This window comes from Pseudomonas sp. FEN (assembly GCF_904067045.1).
Taxonomy (GTDB): domain Bacteria; phylum Pseudomonadota; class Gammaproteobacteria; order Pseudomonadales; family Pseudomonadaceae; genus Aquipseudomonas.
Genome location: NZ_CAJFDC010000007.1, coordinates 513,155 through 531,320, shown reverse-complemented (window position 1 = coordinate 531,320; position 18,166 = coordinate 513,155). Strand labels below are relative to the sequence as shown.

Genomic DNA, 18,166 nt, shown 5'->3' with positions numbered 1-18,166 from the left:
TGCGGGCACTTCCTTTTGGCCTCGACCGTAAGCTTCGGCAACTGGGCCGAACACCTGATTTTCTGTTCCTGTCGGTCCCTCTCAAGGAGTGAATGACCGTTGAAACAGGGATCTCGTTAACCGTGGGCCATTACGATTCCAGGGGCAATTATTCGCCCACGCCCGGCCCGTGCATTCCTTTGCCACCGCGCAATCCCGAGCGTCGCGCGCAGTCTCCAGCGCCCTATAACGGTGACTTCTACAGTCAACCAAAGCGGACCATTGAGCGCGAGACAGCGCCCAGCACCTGCCATATCGGTTTGAAGTTCATCTGGGATAACGGCGAAGGATTGGGGTGTGATCTGCCTTGCGTGCTGACTCCCGCCAACGGTGATCCCATTCGGACTCGGTTGGATGAGTACAGTCGGTTTGTCGGCAGCATTCCCGATGGGCCTTATCAGGCGCAGATGCTGGGGGATGTCGACACCGAAGAGGTGGTGCTCCGCAGCCGTGCCGAGGTGCAGGCCGCGTTGGAGGCGATTCTCGAAGCGGAACGTGCCGAAGCGGCGGTGCTGCAGGCCCTTCAGGATGAACGCAGCTTTTTTGCCAACGCGTTCCATACCCACCTAGCCATTGGCAAGGGCGCGCTTTATGGCGCCTGGGGATTGGTCAAAAGCCTCAAGGAATATGGCGATCTGATCAATCCCGTAACCTATTTTTCCAATGTCGTAGTCGCTGCGTGGAATGCCGATACCTCCAATGGCGCTCGCTGGATTGCCACCTTCCGGAATAACTTTTCAGTTGAGCGGCACCGTGAGCTGATCGAGGCTTTCGGCTTTGATCCCAGCAATATTAGTCGCGAGCAAGTGGCAGAGGCTTATGAACTAGCATGTTTTATCGCTGAGGATGGGCCGAGCAGGGAGATGCTGGCTCGCTTCGTGGCCGACTATGCGCAGGCCCAGAATCATGAGGAAGTTGCGGAGTTCAGCGGTGGGGCCGTTTTCGAGATTGTGCTTGCGGCATTACTGGTGCTGTTTACTGGTGGCGTCGGGGTAGCGGCTTCAGTGCGGTTACTGCCCTTGGTCCAGCGTTTGGGACAGAGGTTGCGAGGACTCGGTCAGAGCCTCCGGAACGCCAGGATCAAGAACGCGGGGCGAGCAGACGGGAAGGGCGCCGGAGCGCAGATTGTTGAGGTTGAGCGACCAAAGCAAATAACGCCCGAGCCTGTGACTAGAAAGGACGTTGAGGCGGCGTTTCAGAAATCAAAAAAAGCGCGTAACGCGCCGCCTAAACCACTGGTGGACGAACCTCACTCTATCGTTGAACGACCAGGCCGAGAGGGACAATATACGACTCACTACGGTGATGGGACCTATAAGCAGTACCGTGGATCGGGAAAGGAGCATGGTGGAATCCCGCGTCCGAACGTGAAGTTTAATGAACTCAATGTGTCCCCCAGTGGAAAGAGTTACCCAGGTGGCCCGCAAGTACGTGCTGTAAAGCCGGAGGAGTTTCCCAAGTGACGGATGAACAGAAAGACACCCAGGGGTATGGGGCTTTTTTGAAAGCCAATGAGGGGCGAAGTCTCTCGAAATTCGAATATCTTTATATGGTGATGAGGACTAACGCCATAAGTAATGATTTTTATCTGTTTTTTAGCAAGCTGTTTCATCCGACTATTTTTGTAAAAGATGGGAGCTATTTTATAGAGGAAAATTTTGATAGTGATCGCTATCAAGAATGCGTTGCTCAGGGGCAGATAAGCTCGGAAATCGCCAGTTGGCTAAATTTAGTGGAGATTACGGCTCTCTTCGAGGACATGTCCTATGAGGAGGCGGGTGCACTTTCAAATGTTATCAGTGATTGTTGGAATGCCACGCTAGCTCGAGAGTTTCCCGAATCGGGGTTTATTTCCAAAGTTTTATTCGAGGAGGAACTTGGTGAGGTCTATGTCACTTTGTGTAAGGCCTGAGTCATGAAAGTGACGGTATACATCGCGAAGGCTGAACCAAAAAACACGAGAGATAAAGGCATGAGCGATACACCTGGTCAAACCGCACTCCGATCTTGCCCGTGAGTCGCTGATTCCACCGGCGGAAAATTCCGAGTTGACGAGATAGCCTCCGATCCGCAGGCCCAAATTGTGATTGTCGCCAACAATGCCGACGAGCCACCGTTCCTGACGCTGATTTCGACTGAATCCGAGCACAAAGTCATGGCCAGGATTTCCCTTGAGGCCGCCACGGACGGGATCAAGCTGCCCGGCGACAACCCGCATTCGCTGGCAGTCCGCGAGAACAATAGTCACGCCTGCCTGCCGCTCAACGCCGAGCACTTCGGTACACGGGCCATCCACTATTTGCGGAAAGAATCCAGGTTGACGTCATTTTCCCAACGAGGCGGGAGCGTTGAGACTATGCTCAGCGCTAATGTAAGCACTGTACTTTTTCCAGTTGTCGGCCGTCCAGGAAGGAGTCCCTATGTATTTAGCGCTTCATATCCAGCTATACCCCATTGCCTTTATCGATAGCGTCTCCCGGGACCTGGCCAGCGGGCCGTACCATCATTGATGGTAAGGGTTTGTGCCGATCCCCTGCTGACGCTGCAATTCCAGAGATCGAAGAGCGACCTTCTTCAAACCGGTTCAAGCAGTCGCTCAAGGCTGCCGGCAGGTGCCGGTGGTAAATCCCAAGCCCGATGGAGAACAGCATGAACGCTAAATCGATCGACAAAATCTTGCGTCGCTTCGTCGGCAGCCTGACCGGGCTGGCGATGCTTGCCGCCATTACGGCCCAGGCTGCCGACGGCGGCATCGCCAATGGCTCTACCGCAAGCAAACGCATCGCCTTCAGCAACTCCTACGCGGGCAGCGATTTTCGCAAGGTGATGGTGCGCAACTGGCAGGAGGTTGCGGCCCAAGCGCAAAAAGATGGCTTGATCCAGGAGGCACCGGTGGTCAGTGCCAACAACTCGGCGACGGAACAGGCAGCCCATATCCAGGACATGATCGTCCAGGGCGTCAACGCCATCGTCATCCTGGCCGCGTCCGACACGGCCCTCAACGGGGTGATCCAGGATGCCTGTAATGCTGGCATCGTGGTGGTGGTCATGGCCAGCCTGGTGACCGAACGCTGCGTCTATACGGTGGACTACAACTGGTCCGCGATGGGCCGCGTGGAAATGGACTATATCGCCGAGCGCCTCAAGGGGAACGGCACACTGCTGGAGATCCGCGGCATTGCCGGCGACGCCACCGATCAGAACATCAGCGACGGTATTCACAAGGCTGCTGGCGACTATCCGGGCCTGAAGTTCGCCAAGACCGTGTACGGGAACTGGACGGCTTCCGTCGCGCGCAAGGAGGTGGCGCTGGCGCTGCCGTCGCTGCCCGGCATCGATGCCGTCGCTACTCAGGGGGGCGATGGTTATGGCGCGGCCATGGCGTTCAAGGCGGCGGGACGCCCCTTGCCGATCATTGTGATGGGTAACCGTCAGGACGAACTCGCCCTGTGGAAACAGGAACGCGATGCCAACGGCTACGAGACCGTCTCGGTTTCTGCCTCCCCGAGCGTCTCCCAGGTGGGTTTCTGGGTGGCTCAGCAGATTCTGGCGGGCAAGCAGGTGCCGAAGTTCGTCGAGGTGCCGCTGGTACGCATCGATGCGAAAGACCTGGATACCTGGCTCGCCACCATGCCGGTGGGCGCCGCCGCCAATCCCTCCTACAGCCAAGCCTCCGTCGTGGCGATGATCGACGCTGCCATCAACCCTACGCCGACGCCTCTGCCGAAGGCCGCGAAGCCGTAACGGGGAGCGGGGAGGCGAGGCCGCATGTTGGCATTCAAACCCGCCAGGGACCGGCCTATTGCCGTCAGGATCGGGCTGGCGGTCGCCGCACTGGTGCTCCTGATGCTGACGGTCTCGCTGGTGGACCTCTACGGGCTGCGGGGCATGGAGCGTGCGGTGGATTCCGCCAGCCATTCCGCGGAGATCCTGGCCTCGGTCAACGCGGCCACCGGGCGGGTGGAAAACTTTATTGCCACCCGCGACCAGGAAAGCCTGTCCCAGGCCGAAGCGATGGTGGCGACCGCCATAGCCGGCCTCACCGCCATTCCAGCGGCGGAGGCGGAATCGCTCAAGGGCAGTCTGGAGCGACTTGCCGAAGCGATCGCCACTTTACGGGCGGCGACCCTGACCATGGATGGCGAAACGGAAAACATGACCGTCCATTATGGCCGGATGCGAGAGGCGACGATCCTTGTCGAACAGGGCATCGCCGATGGGCTGAAGAGGCTTGACTCGCGCGTCGCCGACCACGAGGCGCGGGTGAGCAACATCGAAAGCGCCCATCGCATCCTGGATATCCTGCGTAACGGCGAACGGATCGTCATCGCCAATGTGGCCAAGGTGTTGGCGACCGGTGATGAGGGCGCCGCCAGCGTGGCGCGCAACGCCTGCGCGGCCCTCCCGCCCGTGGTCGAGCAATTGCGTGAGGTGATGGACGCGTCGCAGGCGGGAGAGACCCTGGACCAGCTGGCCGCTGCGGTCGCCGCGGCCAGGCTGGCGGTCGAGCACCTTGGCGAAGCGCCCAGGCTCCGGGGAAGCGAGGCCTTGCAGCATCTCACTAGCGTCGGAGATACGCTCGAGCACCTCGAGGCGATGGTGGGCGAAGTGGGCGAACACGTGGCCCATGACGCAACCGACATCCAGGCAGCAACCGGTTTGTTGCACAATGCCTCCGCGTTGTCCAAGCGTTTCGCCGAGCGCGTCGCTACCCTGGAGGCGCAGACCTTGTCGTTCCGCCTGTCACCATCGGCCGAGGTTGCCGGCTCCGTCGGCGACCTCCTCGATGAGCTCTCCCGTCTCTCCCGTGTTCTCCCCTCGCCCGGAGGACTGCAAACCCAAGCTGCGCCCCTCTCGGTCTACGAGCAGATTGCCGGCTACCGGGCGGCATTCGTCAAGTTCCATCAGGCGAGCAATTCTTTGAGCGCCGCGCGCGACCAGGTGCGCAACGAAGCACGAAGTGCCGGTCAACTGGTCGCGCGCTTCGCTGGCGAAGCGCGCTCCGACGCCATGCTGCACAATGATCGCGGCATGCTTGCGACGGTGATCGCAGGCACCATCGCCATCCTGCTGGCGGGCGCCATCGCCTGGAGCACCTCGCGGTTTGTCGCGCGGCCCATCGTGGTCCTGGCCTCGGTCATGCGCCGGCTTGCGGCCGGCGACCTGAACGCCGAGATCGCCAGCGCCGAACGCGGCGACGAGATTGGGATCATGACCCGCGCCGTCCGGGTGTTCCAGGAGAACGCCCTGCGTATCCAGGTGCTGGAGGCCGAGGCCGAGGCCGAACGACAGCAGGTCCAGGCCTCTTTGGAGAGAATGGTCGCCGAACGGACCGATACGCTGCACCAGCAGACCGAGGTGCTGGAGGCGCAGGCTGTCGAACTCATTCAGGCGCGCAACCAGGCCGAGGCGGCGAACCAGGCAAAGAGCGATTTCGTCGCCACGGTCAGCCACGAACTGCGCACCCCGCTGACCCTCATTCTCGCCCCCCTGGAGCAGCTCACGGCGGCGAGCGCCCCGCCGGCGGACTGGCATGGGCAGCTCGACCGGGTCCAGCGTAACGCTCTGCGCTTGATGAACCGAGTGAACGACATTCTCGACTTCTCCAAGGCCGAAGCGGGCAAATTTGAGTTGTTGCCGACGCAAGTTGACTTGAACAAGACGGTTGGCGTGCTGGCCGACGATGCCGCCATGGTGGCCGAGGGCAAAGGCTGCACCTTGACCTGGTACATCGATCCGGCGCTCGGCACGGTGTTTCTGGACCCCCGGCACTTCGAGAAAATTCTTCTCAACCTGGTGAGCAATGCGATCAAGTTCACCCCCGCTGGCGGCACCGTGCACCTGGCAGTGACTCCGCTCGATGGCGAGCGTTTTGAACTCGCGGTGCAGGACTCGGGCATTGGCATCGCGCCTGACAAACTACCGCTGCTGTTCCAGCGTTTTTCCCAGATCGACAATTCCGCCACGCGCCACTACAGCGGCACAGGCATCGGTCTTGCCCTGGTCAAGGATCTGGCCGAACTGATGGGCGGTGAGGTCGGCGTCAGCAGCGAGCCTGGGCGGGGTTCGTGCTTCTTTGTTCGACTTCCGCTGGGGACGGAGCAAAACACCGTACCGACCGACGCCAGCAATATGCACGAGCGAGCGTCACTGAACACAACGAGCAGTACCGAGCAACGTCACCTGCGTTTCGACGACGGCCAGCCAGGCAGTAGCAACGACCGACCTTCGCCGGAGGGGGCGGGCGAGGGGCAGCCCCTGGAACACGTCGCGCGCTCCAGGGTGCTAGTGGTAGACGACAGTCCGGAAATGCTCAGCTACCTCAGCGAACTCCTGCACAACGACTACATTGTCGCCACCGCGGCTGATGGAGAGCAGGCCTGGGCACTCCTGCAGCGTCGCCCCATCGATGTCGTTCTCTCGGATGTGATGATGCCGGAGCTCGACGGCTTTGGTCTGACAGCCAGAATCAAGTCCAGCGCGGGTTTCGCCCATTTACCCGTGATCCTGTTGACCGCCCGCGGCGGCGGCGAGGCCAGCGTTTCCGGACTGGAGAGTGGCGCCGACGACTATATTGCCAAGCCCTTCTCGCCGCTGGAGCTCAAGGCTCGCGTACGCGCGGCGCTACGCATGAGCCAGATACAGACCGAACTGCATGCAAAATCCCGCCAGGCTGGCATGGCCGAAATCGCCACTAATGTGCTGCACAACATCGGCAACGTACTCAACAGCGTGAATGTCTCGGCCGATATGATCAGTAGCCAGGTGCGCGCCTCCAAGGTGCCGGGACTGACCAAGGTGGCTCATATGATGAATGAACACGTCCATGACCTGAGCGATTTTCTTACCCGAGACCAGAAAGGAAAGATGCTGCCCGAATACCTGCTCAGGTTGGCGGAGGTGGTGACGGCAGAGCAGCAGGGTATTGTTGAAGAGCTGGAGCAACTGACCAAGGGCATCAACCATATCAAGACCATCGTCGCTGCCCAGCAGTCCTATGCCGTTGCCGTCAGTGTCGTCGAGACAGTACCGGTCCTCGAGTTGATCGATGATGCCTTGCGCATGAGTGCTGGATTACTGGCGCAGCACGAGGTGACGGTGATCAAGGAGATTGCCGACTTGCCCCTGCTGCCGCTGGACCGGCACCGGATACTGCAGATTCTGCTGAACCTGATCCGCAACGCCAGGCAGGCATTGGGCGACGTGGTCGATCGCCGCCCGAGCATCACGCTCGGCGCCGCCCTCGCCGACGGGCCGGTATTGCGCATCACGGTGGCCGACAACGGCGACGGGATTACGCCGGAGAACCTGGCTCGCGTCTTCTCGCATGGCTTCACCACGCGCAAGAACGGACATGGTTTCGGCCTGCACAGCTGCGCGCTGGCCGCGCAGGAAATGGGCGGTAGCTTGACTGTGCACAGCGGCGGAGCTGGGCAGGGCGCAACCTTCACCCTCGATATTCCCGTTGCTGCCGCGCAGGATGGGTGATGAGCGCGCCACCGGCGGCGTTTTATGTACGTGCGTGCGTTTGCCGAGTATCGAGCAGATTGAGCGCGAACTGGTAGGTGATGACGCATCCACAGCGGATTTCAGAGGATAGAATACCTTTCAAACAGGCATTAAAAAGCCGGCTTGTGGGCGGCGTTATTATCTGGTAGTAGCCATGTTTTTCTGGGGTTTACGGGGTTTCTATATTTTGTCCCCCCATTTGTCCCCCCATTCGGAAGCGACATGTAATTGGTTGTCCTCGATCCTTTTTCTAGGTGTGCGATTCCGGAATGAGGTGGTGCGGATTAATTTTGAGGTGTTCTGGAGGCAGAGTCCAGGCTTTGCAGATCACAGCTTTCACATTCAATCTGTAGCGAGTGGCAAGCTTTCGATTCGACTCTTGCGACGCTTGGGGCTCGGCTCTAATTCGCGGCGGCGTCCGTAGCCACAAGCTAAATTGGGCTACGGATTTTTTCCGTTACTCAGCTACTGCTTCAACTGCTTTGCTCAGGTCTTCAATATTGGACCATTGCAAGGTGCCAGGCGGAAGCTGCCCACCAATTTTACCTAAGAACATTAGAAGGTCCGTGACCTTTTTTCTAACGTCGTCGTCTTTTCTGACTTTTTCCCAAGCTCCATATGGTTTCTCACCATCAGCAGGCTCTCCAAACATGGCTTCTTCAAAATTCGGTACTGAGGCAACCAGCGTCGCGCTTTTGTTTGGTGCTGCAGCAACGATATTCAGTATCTGTTCGTTTGCGGGCCAGGCGGAGTTTGCCCGTATTTTTCCTTTTTTTGTTGTGATTGTTTTTTTGTCAGAGTCGTGCAATACGGCATACGGGCTGCCGAACTGATTGAGGATTTTACAAAGCGCAACAATTGTATATTTTCCCCTGGCTCGGACGACATGTATATCACCGAACAATGCCTTGTTGGAGTCGATTATTTCCTTAAATGCAGAATGCTCCGTATCACCTTCAACGACAATTGTTTTTCCTCCAAAAAAGAACTCGGCTACGAAAGGGTCGTACATATTTAAGAGCTTTAGTTCCTCCCTGTCTTCGTCGCTTAAATTAACTTTCTCAGGCCGGAATATTGTGGTTCCTGATACGTCTCCGCCAATCTCGCGCTCGACTCGTACAATCGATGTGTTGTTTCGGGACAGATCGATGAATACGGGGGAGTGCGTAGTGACCATGACTTGCCACTTACCTGACAGTGGGAGTGAATAGAGAACATTGCAGGCATCTCGAATCGCGCTCGGATGCAAGCACATTTCAGGCTCGTCCAGAAGAAGGACATGTGGCCGTTCTGCTAAGTCAGATTTATCATTTTTTGTCCGTTTGTGCTCCGCAAGAATACGAAGCGCTGTCCACAACAGCGTGCGGCGAGCACCACTACCTTGATGTTCTAAAGTGGATTGATGGCCGTCTGTAGGTCCCATTCTAAGCAGTGGTAGCGATTTGAAGAAATTTAGAACCTTTTCCAGGTCGTCTTCAGGTCTAGCGTCAAGGGTGATGGAATAGCCTGGAAATACATCCGAGATCGATTTGTTGAGACTTTCTTGTACGTCTTGTATCGCTGTGACTGCGTCTTTGGCAACTTGTATTTGAAGCGTTCCTACGGACTGTAGTAGTAATTCGTATTGGCTTTTTTCTTCTTGTTCTTCGCTTTTTTACAGCTTACTTCTTTTATTTTTTCTTTGATTGCTTCTTGTAGTAGTGAAACAATTTCCACGCCTTGTTTTTGTGGGTCGTCAAATGCTTCTATTCTATGAGTTTCTGGTCGATTAATTTGAGCAACTGCTGCGGCACCCCACGGGCCGTGATTTTCGTCCCAAGCATTTTTAGTCGTGTCGAATCCACGCTTTTCAGGTTTTCCAATGTCTTTCCAATCCAGCGCTCACGTACGTGCCGATCACCGTTTTCTTTTACGTCCATCCATTGCTGGGCTGGAAATTTACTGTTTTCGTACAGTACGGTTTCTAGTTCGATAGTTGGGTAGGATAGAACGTCTTCGGGGTCGGGGATTTTTGCGTTAGGAAAGTCTTCGATTGTTAACTCGCCTAGCTTCCCTGATTGCATGACTACTTCGTACGCTCTTAAGACTGAGCTTTTTCCCGCGTTGTTAGGGCCGACGAGTACGACGATATCATCTAGCTCGATAGTTACCGGTTTTTTTCCTATGGCTCTGAAGTTAGAGATTACTAACTTGTGCAGCCTTGCTCTCGGTGCTACCTCAGCTTTTGGCTCAGCTTTGTCGACAGGTTTTTTAACTGGTTTAGTGGCCATGCTCCCTCACAGACGTTGCTGCGACGATTTTGTCGCGTGGGAAATATGGCACAAAACGATTTCTTTAGGTTGACGAAGTCTGCGTAGTAGCTAACGATAAAAATACTCGATTCCTGGCTTCTTTTGACAGCTCCGCGCGTTTACATTTCTGGGATACCTTTGCCGACGCAGCGGGCGAGTGAAATCGATCAGTTGTTGCCGCATAGGTGGCAACAACCTAGTTATGCAAGGCTTGATGCCCGGACGCATACGTGCCAGTGTCAGGCACTGCCTGTCCATAGTCTCCAGCAGGAAGCTACGCATGCCCGATCTCACCCGTTTTATTGCACTTGTCCGGGCGATACCTGGCCGCATCTGTGTCTGGTGTATGACACTGTGCATCGCACTTTGCATGCCGTGTGTGGCATATGCGGCGAGCGGCACGCAGGTCTACAGCGGCACGCTGGGCAAAATGCCGATCATGCTTGAGTTTGATTTCAGCCGCACGGACGGCATCTGGGGCCGTTACTTTTATCAAAAATACCACTCTGATCTGGTCGTCTCCGGCACGCTGCAAGGCCAGGATCTGGAACTGACGGAGGACCGAAACGACAAACGTATCAGTGACATTCCTTCGCTGCACCTGAGTCCGACCGACAAAGGCGGTTGGCAAGGAGTATGGAAGGATACCGCTGGCAAAGTACTCCCTATCGAACTGACACCGGCTGAAATCCCGCCACCCTCCGAGAAGACTCAGCCTGGCTGGCAGGCCATCTATGATACGTCACGGTATGACTATCTGCGTGTACAGGGCCTGCCGCTCAAAGCAGGTAAAGTTGAAACCGTGATGGGGCACACCTTGCAGTGGTGGCACGAGCCGGTGTCGCAACTGTCGATGTTTGAGATCACCTCCGGCTACACCGCCGAACAGCGTCGGCGGATCAACCAACAACTGCGCGCCAGTCTTTGGGCTGAAGTGGTCAACTACAACGACTGCATGCTGGGAGGAGGCCATATGGACGCCTCCTTCGGTGAGACGGTGACGCCTCATCTGTTGGCGCCCGGTGTGGTCAGTGCCGGCATCTCGAGTGCCTATTACTGCGGCGCCCATCCGGCCTCGTCCTACACGGCGCTCAATTTTGATGTCAAAAGCGGCAAGCGTCTGACATTGGAAAACGTACTGTGGGTTGGCAAGGGGGAGGTGTTGCAAGACTCGCACGACGGCTGGGAGGCCTATGGCGATTACCGTAAAACACAGCTGGTGCCCTGGCTGATCAACCAATTGAAAGTCATCGCGCCCATGAACATGAAGAAGCCTGCCAGTGAGTACGAGTGCGACTTCAACGACCCTGATATCTGGCAATACGCCTACTGGTACTTTACCCCGAAGGGCATCAATTTCGCGCCCTACCCGGACGGCATTTCACACGCGTGCGAAGGCCCAGAGTGGTCGGTTGTGCCGTATGCGCAGATTAAAAGGACGCCGGGGGACATGAAGCTGCAACTGCTGAACTGAGTGGTGGAGCGACGACGGGGAGTAGAAAATACCGGTGCGCCAGTACCGTGAGAGGCATCAAATCTAGTAGCAAGCGAAGGGCAGGTTCAGTGCAACATAAGCGCTCCCCCAAACCCGATCTAGATTAAAACAGGGGGGACGCTCAGCAATGCAATTGAGGGTGGCTACAACCCCTACAATTAACAGTGATTCATACTGGCCATATCTTATAAGCTTTAAATCAGAGTGCTTCGAGTAAGCGGTTCGTGCATAGTGCTACCGCCAACTGCTCCACTGCTGGTGCTTATCAGAAACAGCCTTTCATTGCCCAGGACAAGGATAGTCATGCGTCGTTTGTTTAGTCGTGCTCTTTTTGCCGTGGTGCTGCTGTGTAGCACTCAGGCCTATGCCGACGGAAAAGATAGCCTGGGTACGACCGATGCTTTCAGTGCATTACTTTCGATGCCGCAAGCCCAGCCGGAGGGCGACGGTAAATGGCAGGTTTTTGCCCCGGAAGATTTTAAGGCCACCGATGAAGCTGGTCTGATTGAGTACCTGTCGCATCAGAACGCCGACATGCAGCAAGTCGCGTTCCACGGGACACTTTTGCAGCATGCCGTGCGCGCCAATATGAAAGACGTGGCCATGTGGTTGATAAGCCAGGGCGCTGATCCATTGGCGACGGTGGCTGGTTTTTCACGCGATCCAGACTCTCTTGGCTTGGCTATCTATATGGGCCATTGGAGCATCGTTGATGCGCTGCTGGCGCTGCCGGTGTATCAGCAGTTGTCGGGTCAGCAACGGACTGACCGCTATCTAGTTCAGAACCCCGCCGCGCTCGATGAACTGCTGGCCCGCCACTTCGCGGCCCCGACTGGCAAACTGGGTTCTTGCATGCTCAATTATGAGCTCGAGCGAGGTGCTGTCCAGCAAGCGCTGGAGGTGGACAGCCGCCAGTTACCCGCGCCCGGCGAGCTGGACAGATATGGCAATTGTCAGAGTGTTCAACCCGCCGAGGATCAGTCTGTTCGTGGCTCTTTTAAAACAGTCGATCTTGCCGCTTGGAAAAAACTCGATTCGCAAATGCAGCTCCCGATATTCGGCTATTTACTTCAGACGCTGGCCTCAGCCGATGACGTGAAGGCCCTGTTCGCCTCGGATTTGCGCCGCCCCGAACAGTCTGAAGAGCTGACTGAATTGCTGCTTCCGTGGATGGTTGCCAGGCCGAGAACCTTGAATGGAATCGACCCGGCGCCTTTGCCTTTCGATGCGCGCAAAGCATTAGCTGAGCACTTGCCGACGACGATTCTTAATCATTGGTTGGCTGATTCAAACCATCTTTACAGCTGGCTGGCAATCGCTGCATCGGGTTCTGTTGAAGAGTTTTCCTGGGCGTTGGCCCTGGTGCCGGATGAGATACTGACAGCAGAGTCTGCGTCTGCAGCGCAGGCGGGTTTGCAAGGCGTAAGGTCTATCGAGCAACGACTGATGATCTGGTCGGCTCTGTTGCAGCGCCGCGCGTTACGGCTTGATGTGCAGCGTGTGCCTCAGCTGCTTTACGCGGTTCCGATATCGCTATGGGCGGAGTTGTTCAAGCACGGTTATCGTATTGAAAATACCTTGGCCACTGAGAGGACAGAGAACTCTAATCATCCCGACGAGATTAGCGACTGGCTCGCGCGCCCTGTTGCTGACCTACAGCAAAGCTGGCCGCTGATGACCGAGCAAGTACCAGATCTCGCCGATAACATTATTGAAAAGCTAATACGTCCGTTTGGTCGCAAGCCCTTCACCTGCACCAATAATTCAGATTCGCCCCAGGCTCTTCAGATAGCCAGTCTGAACACGCTGATCCAATTGGGCGCAGTTGTTCATCCGCTTTCCTTCCCCAAGGCTTGCGCGCTTAACACTGCTCCCAGTGTTTACGCCCAGTTGCTTGCGTTGGGTGTTGTGGCGCCGGTTGCCGACGTGGCGAGTGCTGCACGGTTTGTCTTCGAGCCAGTGAAGTGCAATTTTTTGCCAAGCGACGGCTGGTTAAAGTCGCTTCTGGCCCCGGGTGAAGAGGAAGATTCCAGACAACTGCATTTCGAGACGGTACAGCTGTTAGACGTGCCTGAGTCGGATAACTGCGCGATGGTCGTGTCTGGTTTTTGGGACATGGTGGGCTCGGCAGATAACGACGATTTTATAGGGGGGTACGAGCGTATGAACCCCTGCTTCGAAAGGCTTGAAGTGACTGAATCGCGAATGGAGCGTAATGGTGCCATTGAGGCGCTTCGCTTTGATGGAGGTGCCAGCGCCGGGCTATTGGGCCTGCGTGATACTCAGGAGGGGACACGGTATTACTTGGCATATAGAGAGTCAGGCGATCGCTGTAGTGGTGGGCTTGCGCCTCATCTTCTGGCCTGGACTAAAAGCGCTCCCTATTATCTCAAAGAGGTCTCTGCTTATGCTCCTGTCGCTCAGGCCCTACAAGCGCAATGCGATCTGCAAGGCGATTTGAACGCGTGCCTGGGCGCAGTGGATAACTCTAGAGACGGCAATTCCACAACCTGGGACGCTCCACAGGATGTGGAAGGCTTTATCTACCGTACATTCACCGTCCAACGCGATGACTACCTCGGCGCGATACAATCATTTGACTTGGTCAAGCTGCACCATTGGGGCCAAAACCCTGTTCCCCCGAAATGGATCCTCGCCGCAATCGATGCGATCAGCCACGCTAGCTTGCCAGTCCCGGAAAAGCGCCGGCGAATAGCCTGGTTATTCAAGAACCCGGCGCAGCTCAAGGTCGCGCTTGAGAAACGCGAGTCAGATGACGTAATACTCGATCTGGCCGATTGGTTGCCACGGGAGGATTGGCAGCCACTCATTACCGCCCTTCACGTTGAAAGCACGCCGTCGAATGTCGAGCCCTGGTCGACCCTCGCCAGCGAAGCGCAAAGCAGTAACGATCCTAAAGCAGCCTGTCAATTTCTGACCGTTGCCGACCTGCCTTGTCATTGACTTTCTGCCACCGTCGACAGTAGGGAGAGATGGGCGCTTGCTTGATCTGTGCAAGGTGTGTTCGTTGGCCGCTTACACTTATGGGTCAGTTTTCGGTCAGCGGCAACAGTCTGAGTCTTCTCGTCGTAAAGCGTGTCGAAAATCAGTTCGATGATTATCGGTTTTTTGCTAACGGCCATCCACCAGTCTCCATCTGAAATTACGATGCGAGATGGTAGCAAGAAAGACCTACGTTGGAGCGTTTGATGAAGCATACCTGCGGATTCGGCGTGTAAAAAGCTCATTCTGGGGGATTACAGCCATAGTGTTGACCATTTGAGCGCGCTGCTATGCTTTGGTTTTCTTGAAAGGAGTCGATGCCGTGCCAAGAGATTATTCGCTATCGGATATGCTGGAAAGAATGTACGAGAACCAGCTCGCTCTGGAGGCTGCTGTGATGGAGCTGACGCTGTGCGTGGAGCAACGGGGCTCGGCAGAGGTTGGTAGAAGTGTCCGTGGAGCGCTGTACGTAATCGGCGAAAACGCAGGCCATATCAAGCAGGGGCTGGTCCGATTACGGGGAATGGGTCATTAGTTTAAATGCTTCCGGAAGTAGGTGCTTAAATGATTTAAGTAGCTAGGCGAATTAAGAAGGCAGCCAACTAGAGTTGGCTGCGCTCTTTGATTTTTCTTTCAGTCATGGATGCTTGCCAGCCTTACACAAGGTTTCCCACTCGTCGAGCATGTCAGCCATAATCAAGGCGTCTTCACCATTCTCTTTGTGGAACGCATTACTCCATTGATCGACACAACTATCTATACTGGCTTGATTGAATGACTTCGATGTGACGCTTTGCAAGGCAGGAGCAGCCTTGCCGCCCGCTTCCGGTCCAGTACCTTTCAGGTACGCGACGATGCGACCATCCTCAGCGTTTCCTAGGTAGTATCCTCGTAACAGAACCACGGGGGTTTTTTGGGCTTGCTGGATTTGTCCTGCGTATTCGTTCGTTGAGTCCCATAGGCCGCTGTCACGCTGATATTGATATTCGCAGATGCCTTGCTTGCAGAACACCGTGCCGCGAGTCTCTAGCACCTTCACGCTACCATCCTGCATCTTGTAGGGGAGTTTGGCAGGGATATCTTCAGGTACGCAATCTAACCAGACCGAGTTGCGTTTGCTTATAGGGCATTCTTGTATTTCTTTTGCTTGCCAGGCAGCTGCTCCTAAGGAGTATGTGTTGGTAATCAAGCCAAGCAATGAAACTACTAGAAGTTTTCTGCTCATTTAAATGTTTCCTTGTGTCTGAAGATGAATCGGCGGAGTTGAGGTGTAATAGCGCGTATTTTGGCCCTGTGGTGTGCAGAGCTCAGGTCGGTCAGATATAGGCATGCAATCGTCAAGTTTTGTTGGAGTAGATTGTTTGAGTGGATGCAATGTATTGGCTTCGTAGAGTTGGCCAGATACTTTTGTCTGGCGCTTAGATTGCGGCGTAAAGGTCTAGGCAGGAACTGTATGCGCTATAGCGCGAGCCATAGCGCAATACAGATAAGTATCAAGGCTTTATTAGAAGCCCTTGTCCTGTAGGTAAGCTCGCTATCGCTATGTTCATTCTTGCTGCCCATTGATCCATACCCTCTTTCTGAGGCTGGTATCCGTAGTAAGCATAGTCGTCTAGTAAAATTACTGCTCCGGAGACCAAGCGATCCCACAAAAACTCAATCGCAGCAACTTCAGGAACGGTGCAGTTCAGGTCGATGTGTAAATAAGAGATTTGGGTTGAGTCGATATGAGCGAGGGTGTCGGGAATGGATCCTTGTATGACCTTTGCATTAGGCCACTCTGAAAAGTTTTCCCTCACAGATTCAATATTTGACGTATATGTCCCGTCTTCAACTAACTTTCGGTTCTTGTCCGCGACGCCACCAATTTTTTCCTGCTCGGACAGATACCTGTCATCAATCCCAGAAAATGTATCAAGTAAGTAAAAAACTTTGCCTGTATTGTTCCAGTCCAGATCTTTCATGATCGCTGAGCTTAGAAAACCATAGTTGACTCCGCACTCAACAAAATCGCCGCTGTGTTTTGCGGCTGTCCGCGCCGCCCACAGCCCTATATGCACACGCCAAAACCATTTGTAGTCAGAGCCGACAGCTTCTACTCCGCGTGCATACGCTGTGATATAGCTCTCGTCGCTCATGAAGTCGTGGTTATGCACTGAAGATAATCCATCCCAGGAATAACGCCCTTCTACATTTGGATAAAGGGAGTTAGGGTCTCGTTTGTAGTTGCGGTTTTCTCCACGGCCCCAAGCCAAATAGTGTTGTGCTGGGTCAAGTCCTGACATTCTGACATCGGGATGTAACTTTAGGTATTGTTTAGGAGAAAAATCTTCAGGCAAACTCATGATATGTCCTTGTTAATGGTTTGATGACGGTGAGCAGCTGTATTAGATGATTTAGATAAGTAAGGTGAGAGCGAAACTGCCAATCCACACGATGAAATACGCCAAGTTTTGATTCAGCATCTTGGCGCGTTGGTACAGGTAGACCGGTACGATAAATACCCAACCCTTGAAGCGGCGGGTGTCGTGCCCGGCTTTCTTAAGGCGTTTTTCATCGAACAGGCTCAAGGCGACGTTCAATATCACGGTGAGGTACCAGTAACGGCCTTCACTCAGCGCTCTCTGACCACCTCCCGTGGCGCCCGCAACGAAGGCTTCCAGCAAGTAGCCAAGCAGCGGGGCGAAAGCCAGTAGCCATACCAGCGTGTTGTTGACGCTCGCGCCTGTGAGCGGGGGCGGGGAAGCCGTTTGGAGGTGCTGTAGAAACTCCGTCCTTTCGAGTTGAATCCAGTTTTCCAGCCCCTTTTTCCAAATGAGGCTGCCGTAGGTCAGCTTCCCTGAGCGGATGAGGGCGACTATTTGTTGTTCATTGGCAGCCTGACGTTGGCCTTTCTCTTCGTAAAACCATTGCTCACTGCTTGTTGCTTCCGGCATGGAAAATTCCTTGGTTCTGGATGTGGGCACAAATAGATAAATAACAACCTTTAGAGTTGATTCTCAACCTGTTGAGTTCTTCATGTCAATGAGGTGATGCCCAACCATCTAGGTTGAGATGGGGAGGCGCCGTGATAGAGACTGATCAGAAATACTTGGCGGGTGTGGTGGGGCGTGCGATTGCCAAGCAACGCATTCGCAGTGGCTTGACGCAGGAGGAAGTGGCTGAGCGTCTGGGAATCGGCAACGAGGCTGTTTCCCGTATTGAACGCGGCATCGTGATTCCCAACATTGAGCGCTTGCTAGCGTTCGCGGGAATCTTTGACTGCGAGGCGGCAGAACTGTTGACCGAGGTCAGTTCGCGCCCGGACGACCAAGCCAGCCGGATCAGTCGGTTATTGACGCCTTTGAGCCAGGATGATCGACAGCTGATCCTCGATCTGGTTGAGCGTTTGGCTGAACGGCTAGCAAAGGCATGATCGAGGCTGTGGGGCTTTCAGGTCTCGGCGTTCTGATCGAACTTGGTCCCACAGCGTAAGCAGAGAAAGTCATAGTGGTTGAATTGATATTTCTGCACGTCTCTGGCAAATGCCGTCATGGCGGTATAGCCAGATGTCGCACTGGAAACGCTTTCGCCGATCAGGTCGAGCAACTGCACGAGCAGACTTTCAGGTCGGGTTTCCGGGTCAGTTACCAGGCCTTGGGTATGGGCCTGGCGCACACTGAGTAGAAAGCTATCAATGGTCCCAATGAGCATGACGGCAGCGTTAGCGGCCTCTTTGGACAGTACAGCCTTTGAATCGCAGATCAGGCAGCGTGGGGGCATGGTGGAGCTCCGGTGAAAGGGTTAAATCACTGAGAGAAAACCTATGGATGAGGGAGGCGTAGGCCTC

Annotated in this window: 14 protein-coding genes; 8 read left to right on the top strand and 6 right to left on the bottom strand. The window is 55.2% G+C overall.

The window, feature by feature from the left end; genetic code table 11:
- Positions 1-92: 92 nt before the first annotated feature.
- The 4 genes from PFEN_RS08310 (at position 93) to PFEN_RS08295 (ending at position 7,527) form a co-directional block, all read left to right on the top strand.
- Positions 93-1,502 (top strand): polymorphic toxin type 24 domain-containing protein, encoded by a 1,410-nt coding sequence (locus PFEN_RS08310; RefSeq protein ID WP_191486381.1) that lies wholly within the window; start codon positions 93-95, stop codon positions 1,500-1,502.
- A complete protein-coding gene (locus tag PFEN_RS08305) occupies positions 1,499-1,951 on the top strand; it encodes a hypothetical protein (RefSeq protein ID WP_224770921.1) in 453 nt (150 codons plus the stop codon). Before PFEN_RS08310 ends, PFEN_RS08305 begins: the two co-directional genes overlap by 4 nt.
- 737 nt (positions 1,952-2,688) lie before the next feature.
- Positions 2,689-3,783 carry an ABC transporter substrate-binding protein gene (locus PFEN_RS08300; protein ID WP_191486380.1) on the top strand — a complete coding sequence of 365 codons (1,095 nt, stop codon included), beginning with the start codon at positions 2,689-2,691 and terminating at the stop codon, positions 3,781-3,783.
- Positions 3,784-3,807: 24 nt separating this feature from the next.
- Positions 3,808-7,527: an ATP-binding protein gene (locus tag PFEN_RS08295; RefSeq protein WP_191486379.1), complete on the top strand. Its 3,720-nt coding sequence runs from the start codon at positions 3,808-3,810 to the stop codon at positions 7,525-7,527.
- Between the two features lie 478 nt (positions 7,528-8,005).
- On the opposite strand, the gene PFEN_RS30550 is transcribed toward PFEN_RS08295, so the two are convergent.
- Together PFEN_RS30550 and PFEN_RS30545 are read right to left on the bottom strand one after the other, a co-directional pair.
- The gene (locus PFEN_RS30550) at positions 8,006-9,136 is read right to left on the bottom strand and encodes an ATP-dependent nuclease (RefSeq protein ID WP_224770926.1); all 1,131 of its coding nucleotides are present in this window, start codon (positions 9,134-9,136) and stop codon (positions 8,006-8,008) included.
- 157 nt (positions 9,137-9,293) lie between these two features.
- The gene (locus PFEN_RS30545; protein ID WP_224770920.1) at positions 9,294-9,818 is read right to left on the bottom strand and encodes an AAA family ATPase; all 525 of its coding nucleotides are present in this window, start codon (positions 9,816-9,818) and stop codon (positions 9,294-9,296) included.
- Positions 9,819-10,119: 301 nt separating this feature from the next.
- Here PFEN_RS30545 and PFEN_RS08285 point away from each other — a divergent pair, with 301 nt between their 5' ends.
- The 3 genes from PFEN_RS08285 to PFEN_RS30540 all read left to right on the top strand — a co-directional run bounded on the left by PFEN_RS08285 (position 10,120) and on the right by PFEN_RS30540 (position 14,872).
- Complete coding sequence (locus PFEN_RS08285; RefSeq protein WP_191486378.1) at positions 10,120-11,313, top strand: RsiV family protein; 1,194 nt, start codon at positions 10,120-10,122, stop codon at positions 11,311-11,313.
- Between the two features lie 324 nt (positions 11,314-11,637).
- Complete coding sequence (locus PFEN_RS08280) at positions 11,638-14,298, top strand: hypothetical protein (RefSeq protein WP_191486377.1); 2,661 nt, start codon at positions 11,638-11,640, stop codon at positions 14,296-14,298.
- 361 nt (positions 14,299-14,659) lie between these two features.
- Entirely contained in the window at positions 14,660-14,872 is a 213-nt protein-coding gene (locus PFEN_RS30540; RefSeq protein ID WP_224770919.1) for a hypothetical protein, read from the top strand.
- A 102-nt stretch (positions 14,873-14,974) separates the two neighbouring features.
- Here the strand turns inward: PFEN_RS30540 and PFEN_RS08275 are convergent, their stop codons facing one another.
- The 3 genes from PFEN_RS08275 to PFEN_RS08265 all read right to left on the bottom strand — a co-directional run bounded on the left by PFEN_RS08275 (position 14,975) and on the right by PFEN_RS08265 (position 17,273).
- A complete protein-coding gene (locus tag PFEN_RS08275) occupies positions 14,975-15,562 on the bottom strand; it encodes a hypothetical protein (protein ID WP_191486376.1) in 588 nt (195 codons plus the stop codon).
- A 268-nt stretch (positions 15,563-15,830) separates the two neighbouring features.
- Complete coding sequence (locus PFEN_RS08270; protein ID WP_224770918.1) at positions 15,831-16,682, bottom strand: class I SAM-dependent methyltransferase; 852 nt, start codon at positions 16,680-16,682, stop codon at positions 15,831-15,833.
- 51 nt (positions 16,683-16,733) lie between these two features.
- A complete protein-coding gene (locus PFEN_RS08265; RefSeq protein ID WP_191486375.1) occupies positions 16,734-17,273 on the bottom strand; it encodes a GYF domain-containing protein in 540 nt (179 codons plus the stop codon).
- A 131-nt stretch (positions 17,274-17,404) separates the two neighbouring features.
- Between PFEN_RS08265 and PFEN_RS08260 the strand changes: the two genes are divergently transcribed.
- Positions 17,405-17,752 carry a helix-turn-helix domain-containing protein gene (locus PFEN_RS08260; RefSeq protein WP_177092736.1) on the top strand — a complete coding sequence of 116 codons (348 nt, stop codon included), beginning with the start codon at positions 17,405-17,407 and terminating at the stop codon, positions 17,750-17,752.
- A gap of 17 nt (positions 17,753-17,769) precedes the next feature.
- On the opposite strand, the gene PFEN_RS08255 is transcribed toward PFEN_RS08260, so the two are convergent.
- A complete protein-coding gene (locus PFEN_RS08255; RefSeq protein WP_177092735.1) occupies positions 17,770-18,099 on the bottom strand; it encodes a hypothetical protein in 330 nt (109 codons plus the stop codon).
- Between the last annotated feature and the right edge of the window lie 67 nt (positions 18,100-18,166).

Coding starts and splice junctions, on each gene's coding strand:
- PFEN_RS30545 (WP_224770920.1), bottom strand. CDS start 9,818: ATGGCCACTAAACCAGTTAAAAAACCTGTCGACAAAGCTGAGCCAAAA.
- PFEN_RS08255 (WP_177092735.1), bottom strand. CDS start 18,099: ATGCCCCCACGCTGCCTGATCTGCGATTCAAAGGCTGTACTGTCCAAA.
- PFEN_RS08310 (WP_191486381.1), top strand. CDS start 93: ATGACCGTTGAAACAGGGATCTCGTTAACCGTGGGCCATTACGATTCC.
- PFEN_RS08295 (WP_191486379.1), top strand. CDS start 3,808: ATGTTGGCATTCAAACCCGCCAGGGACCGGCCTATTGCCGTCAGGATC.
- PFEN_RS08265 (WP_191486375.1), bottom strand. CDS start 17,273: ATGCCGGAAGCAACAAGCAGTGAGCAATGGTTTTACGAAGAGAAAGGC.
- PFEN_RS08275 (WP_191486376.1), bottom strand. CDS start 15,562: ATGAGCAGAAAACTTCTAGTAGTTTCATTGCTTGGCTTGATTACCAAC.
- PFEN_RS08280 (WP_191486377.1), top strand. CDS start 11,638: ATGCGTCGTTTGTTTAGTCGTGCTCTTTTTGCCGTGGTGCTGCTGTGT.
- PFEN_RS08300 (WP_191486380.1), top strand. CDS start 2,689: ATGAACGCTAAATCGATCGACAAAATCTTGCGTCGCTTCGTCGGCAGC.
- PFEN_RS08285 (WP_191486378.1), top strand. CDS start 10,120: ATGCCCGATCTCACCCGTTTTATTGCACTTGTCCGGGCGATACCTGGC.
- PFEN_RS08270 (WP_224770918.1), bottom strand. CDS start 16,682: ATGAGTTTGCCTGAAGATTTTTCTCCTAAACAATACCTAAAGTTACAT.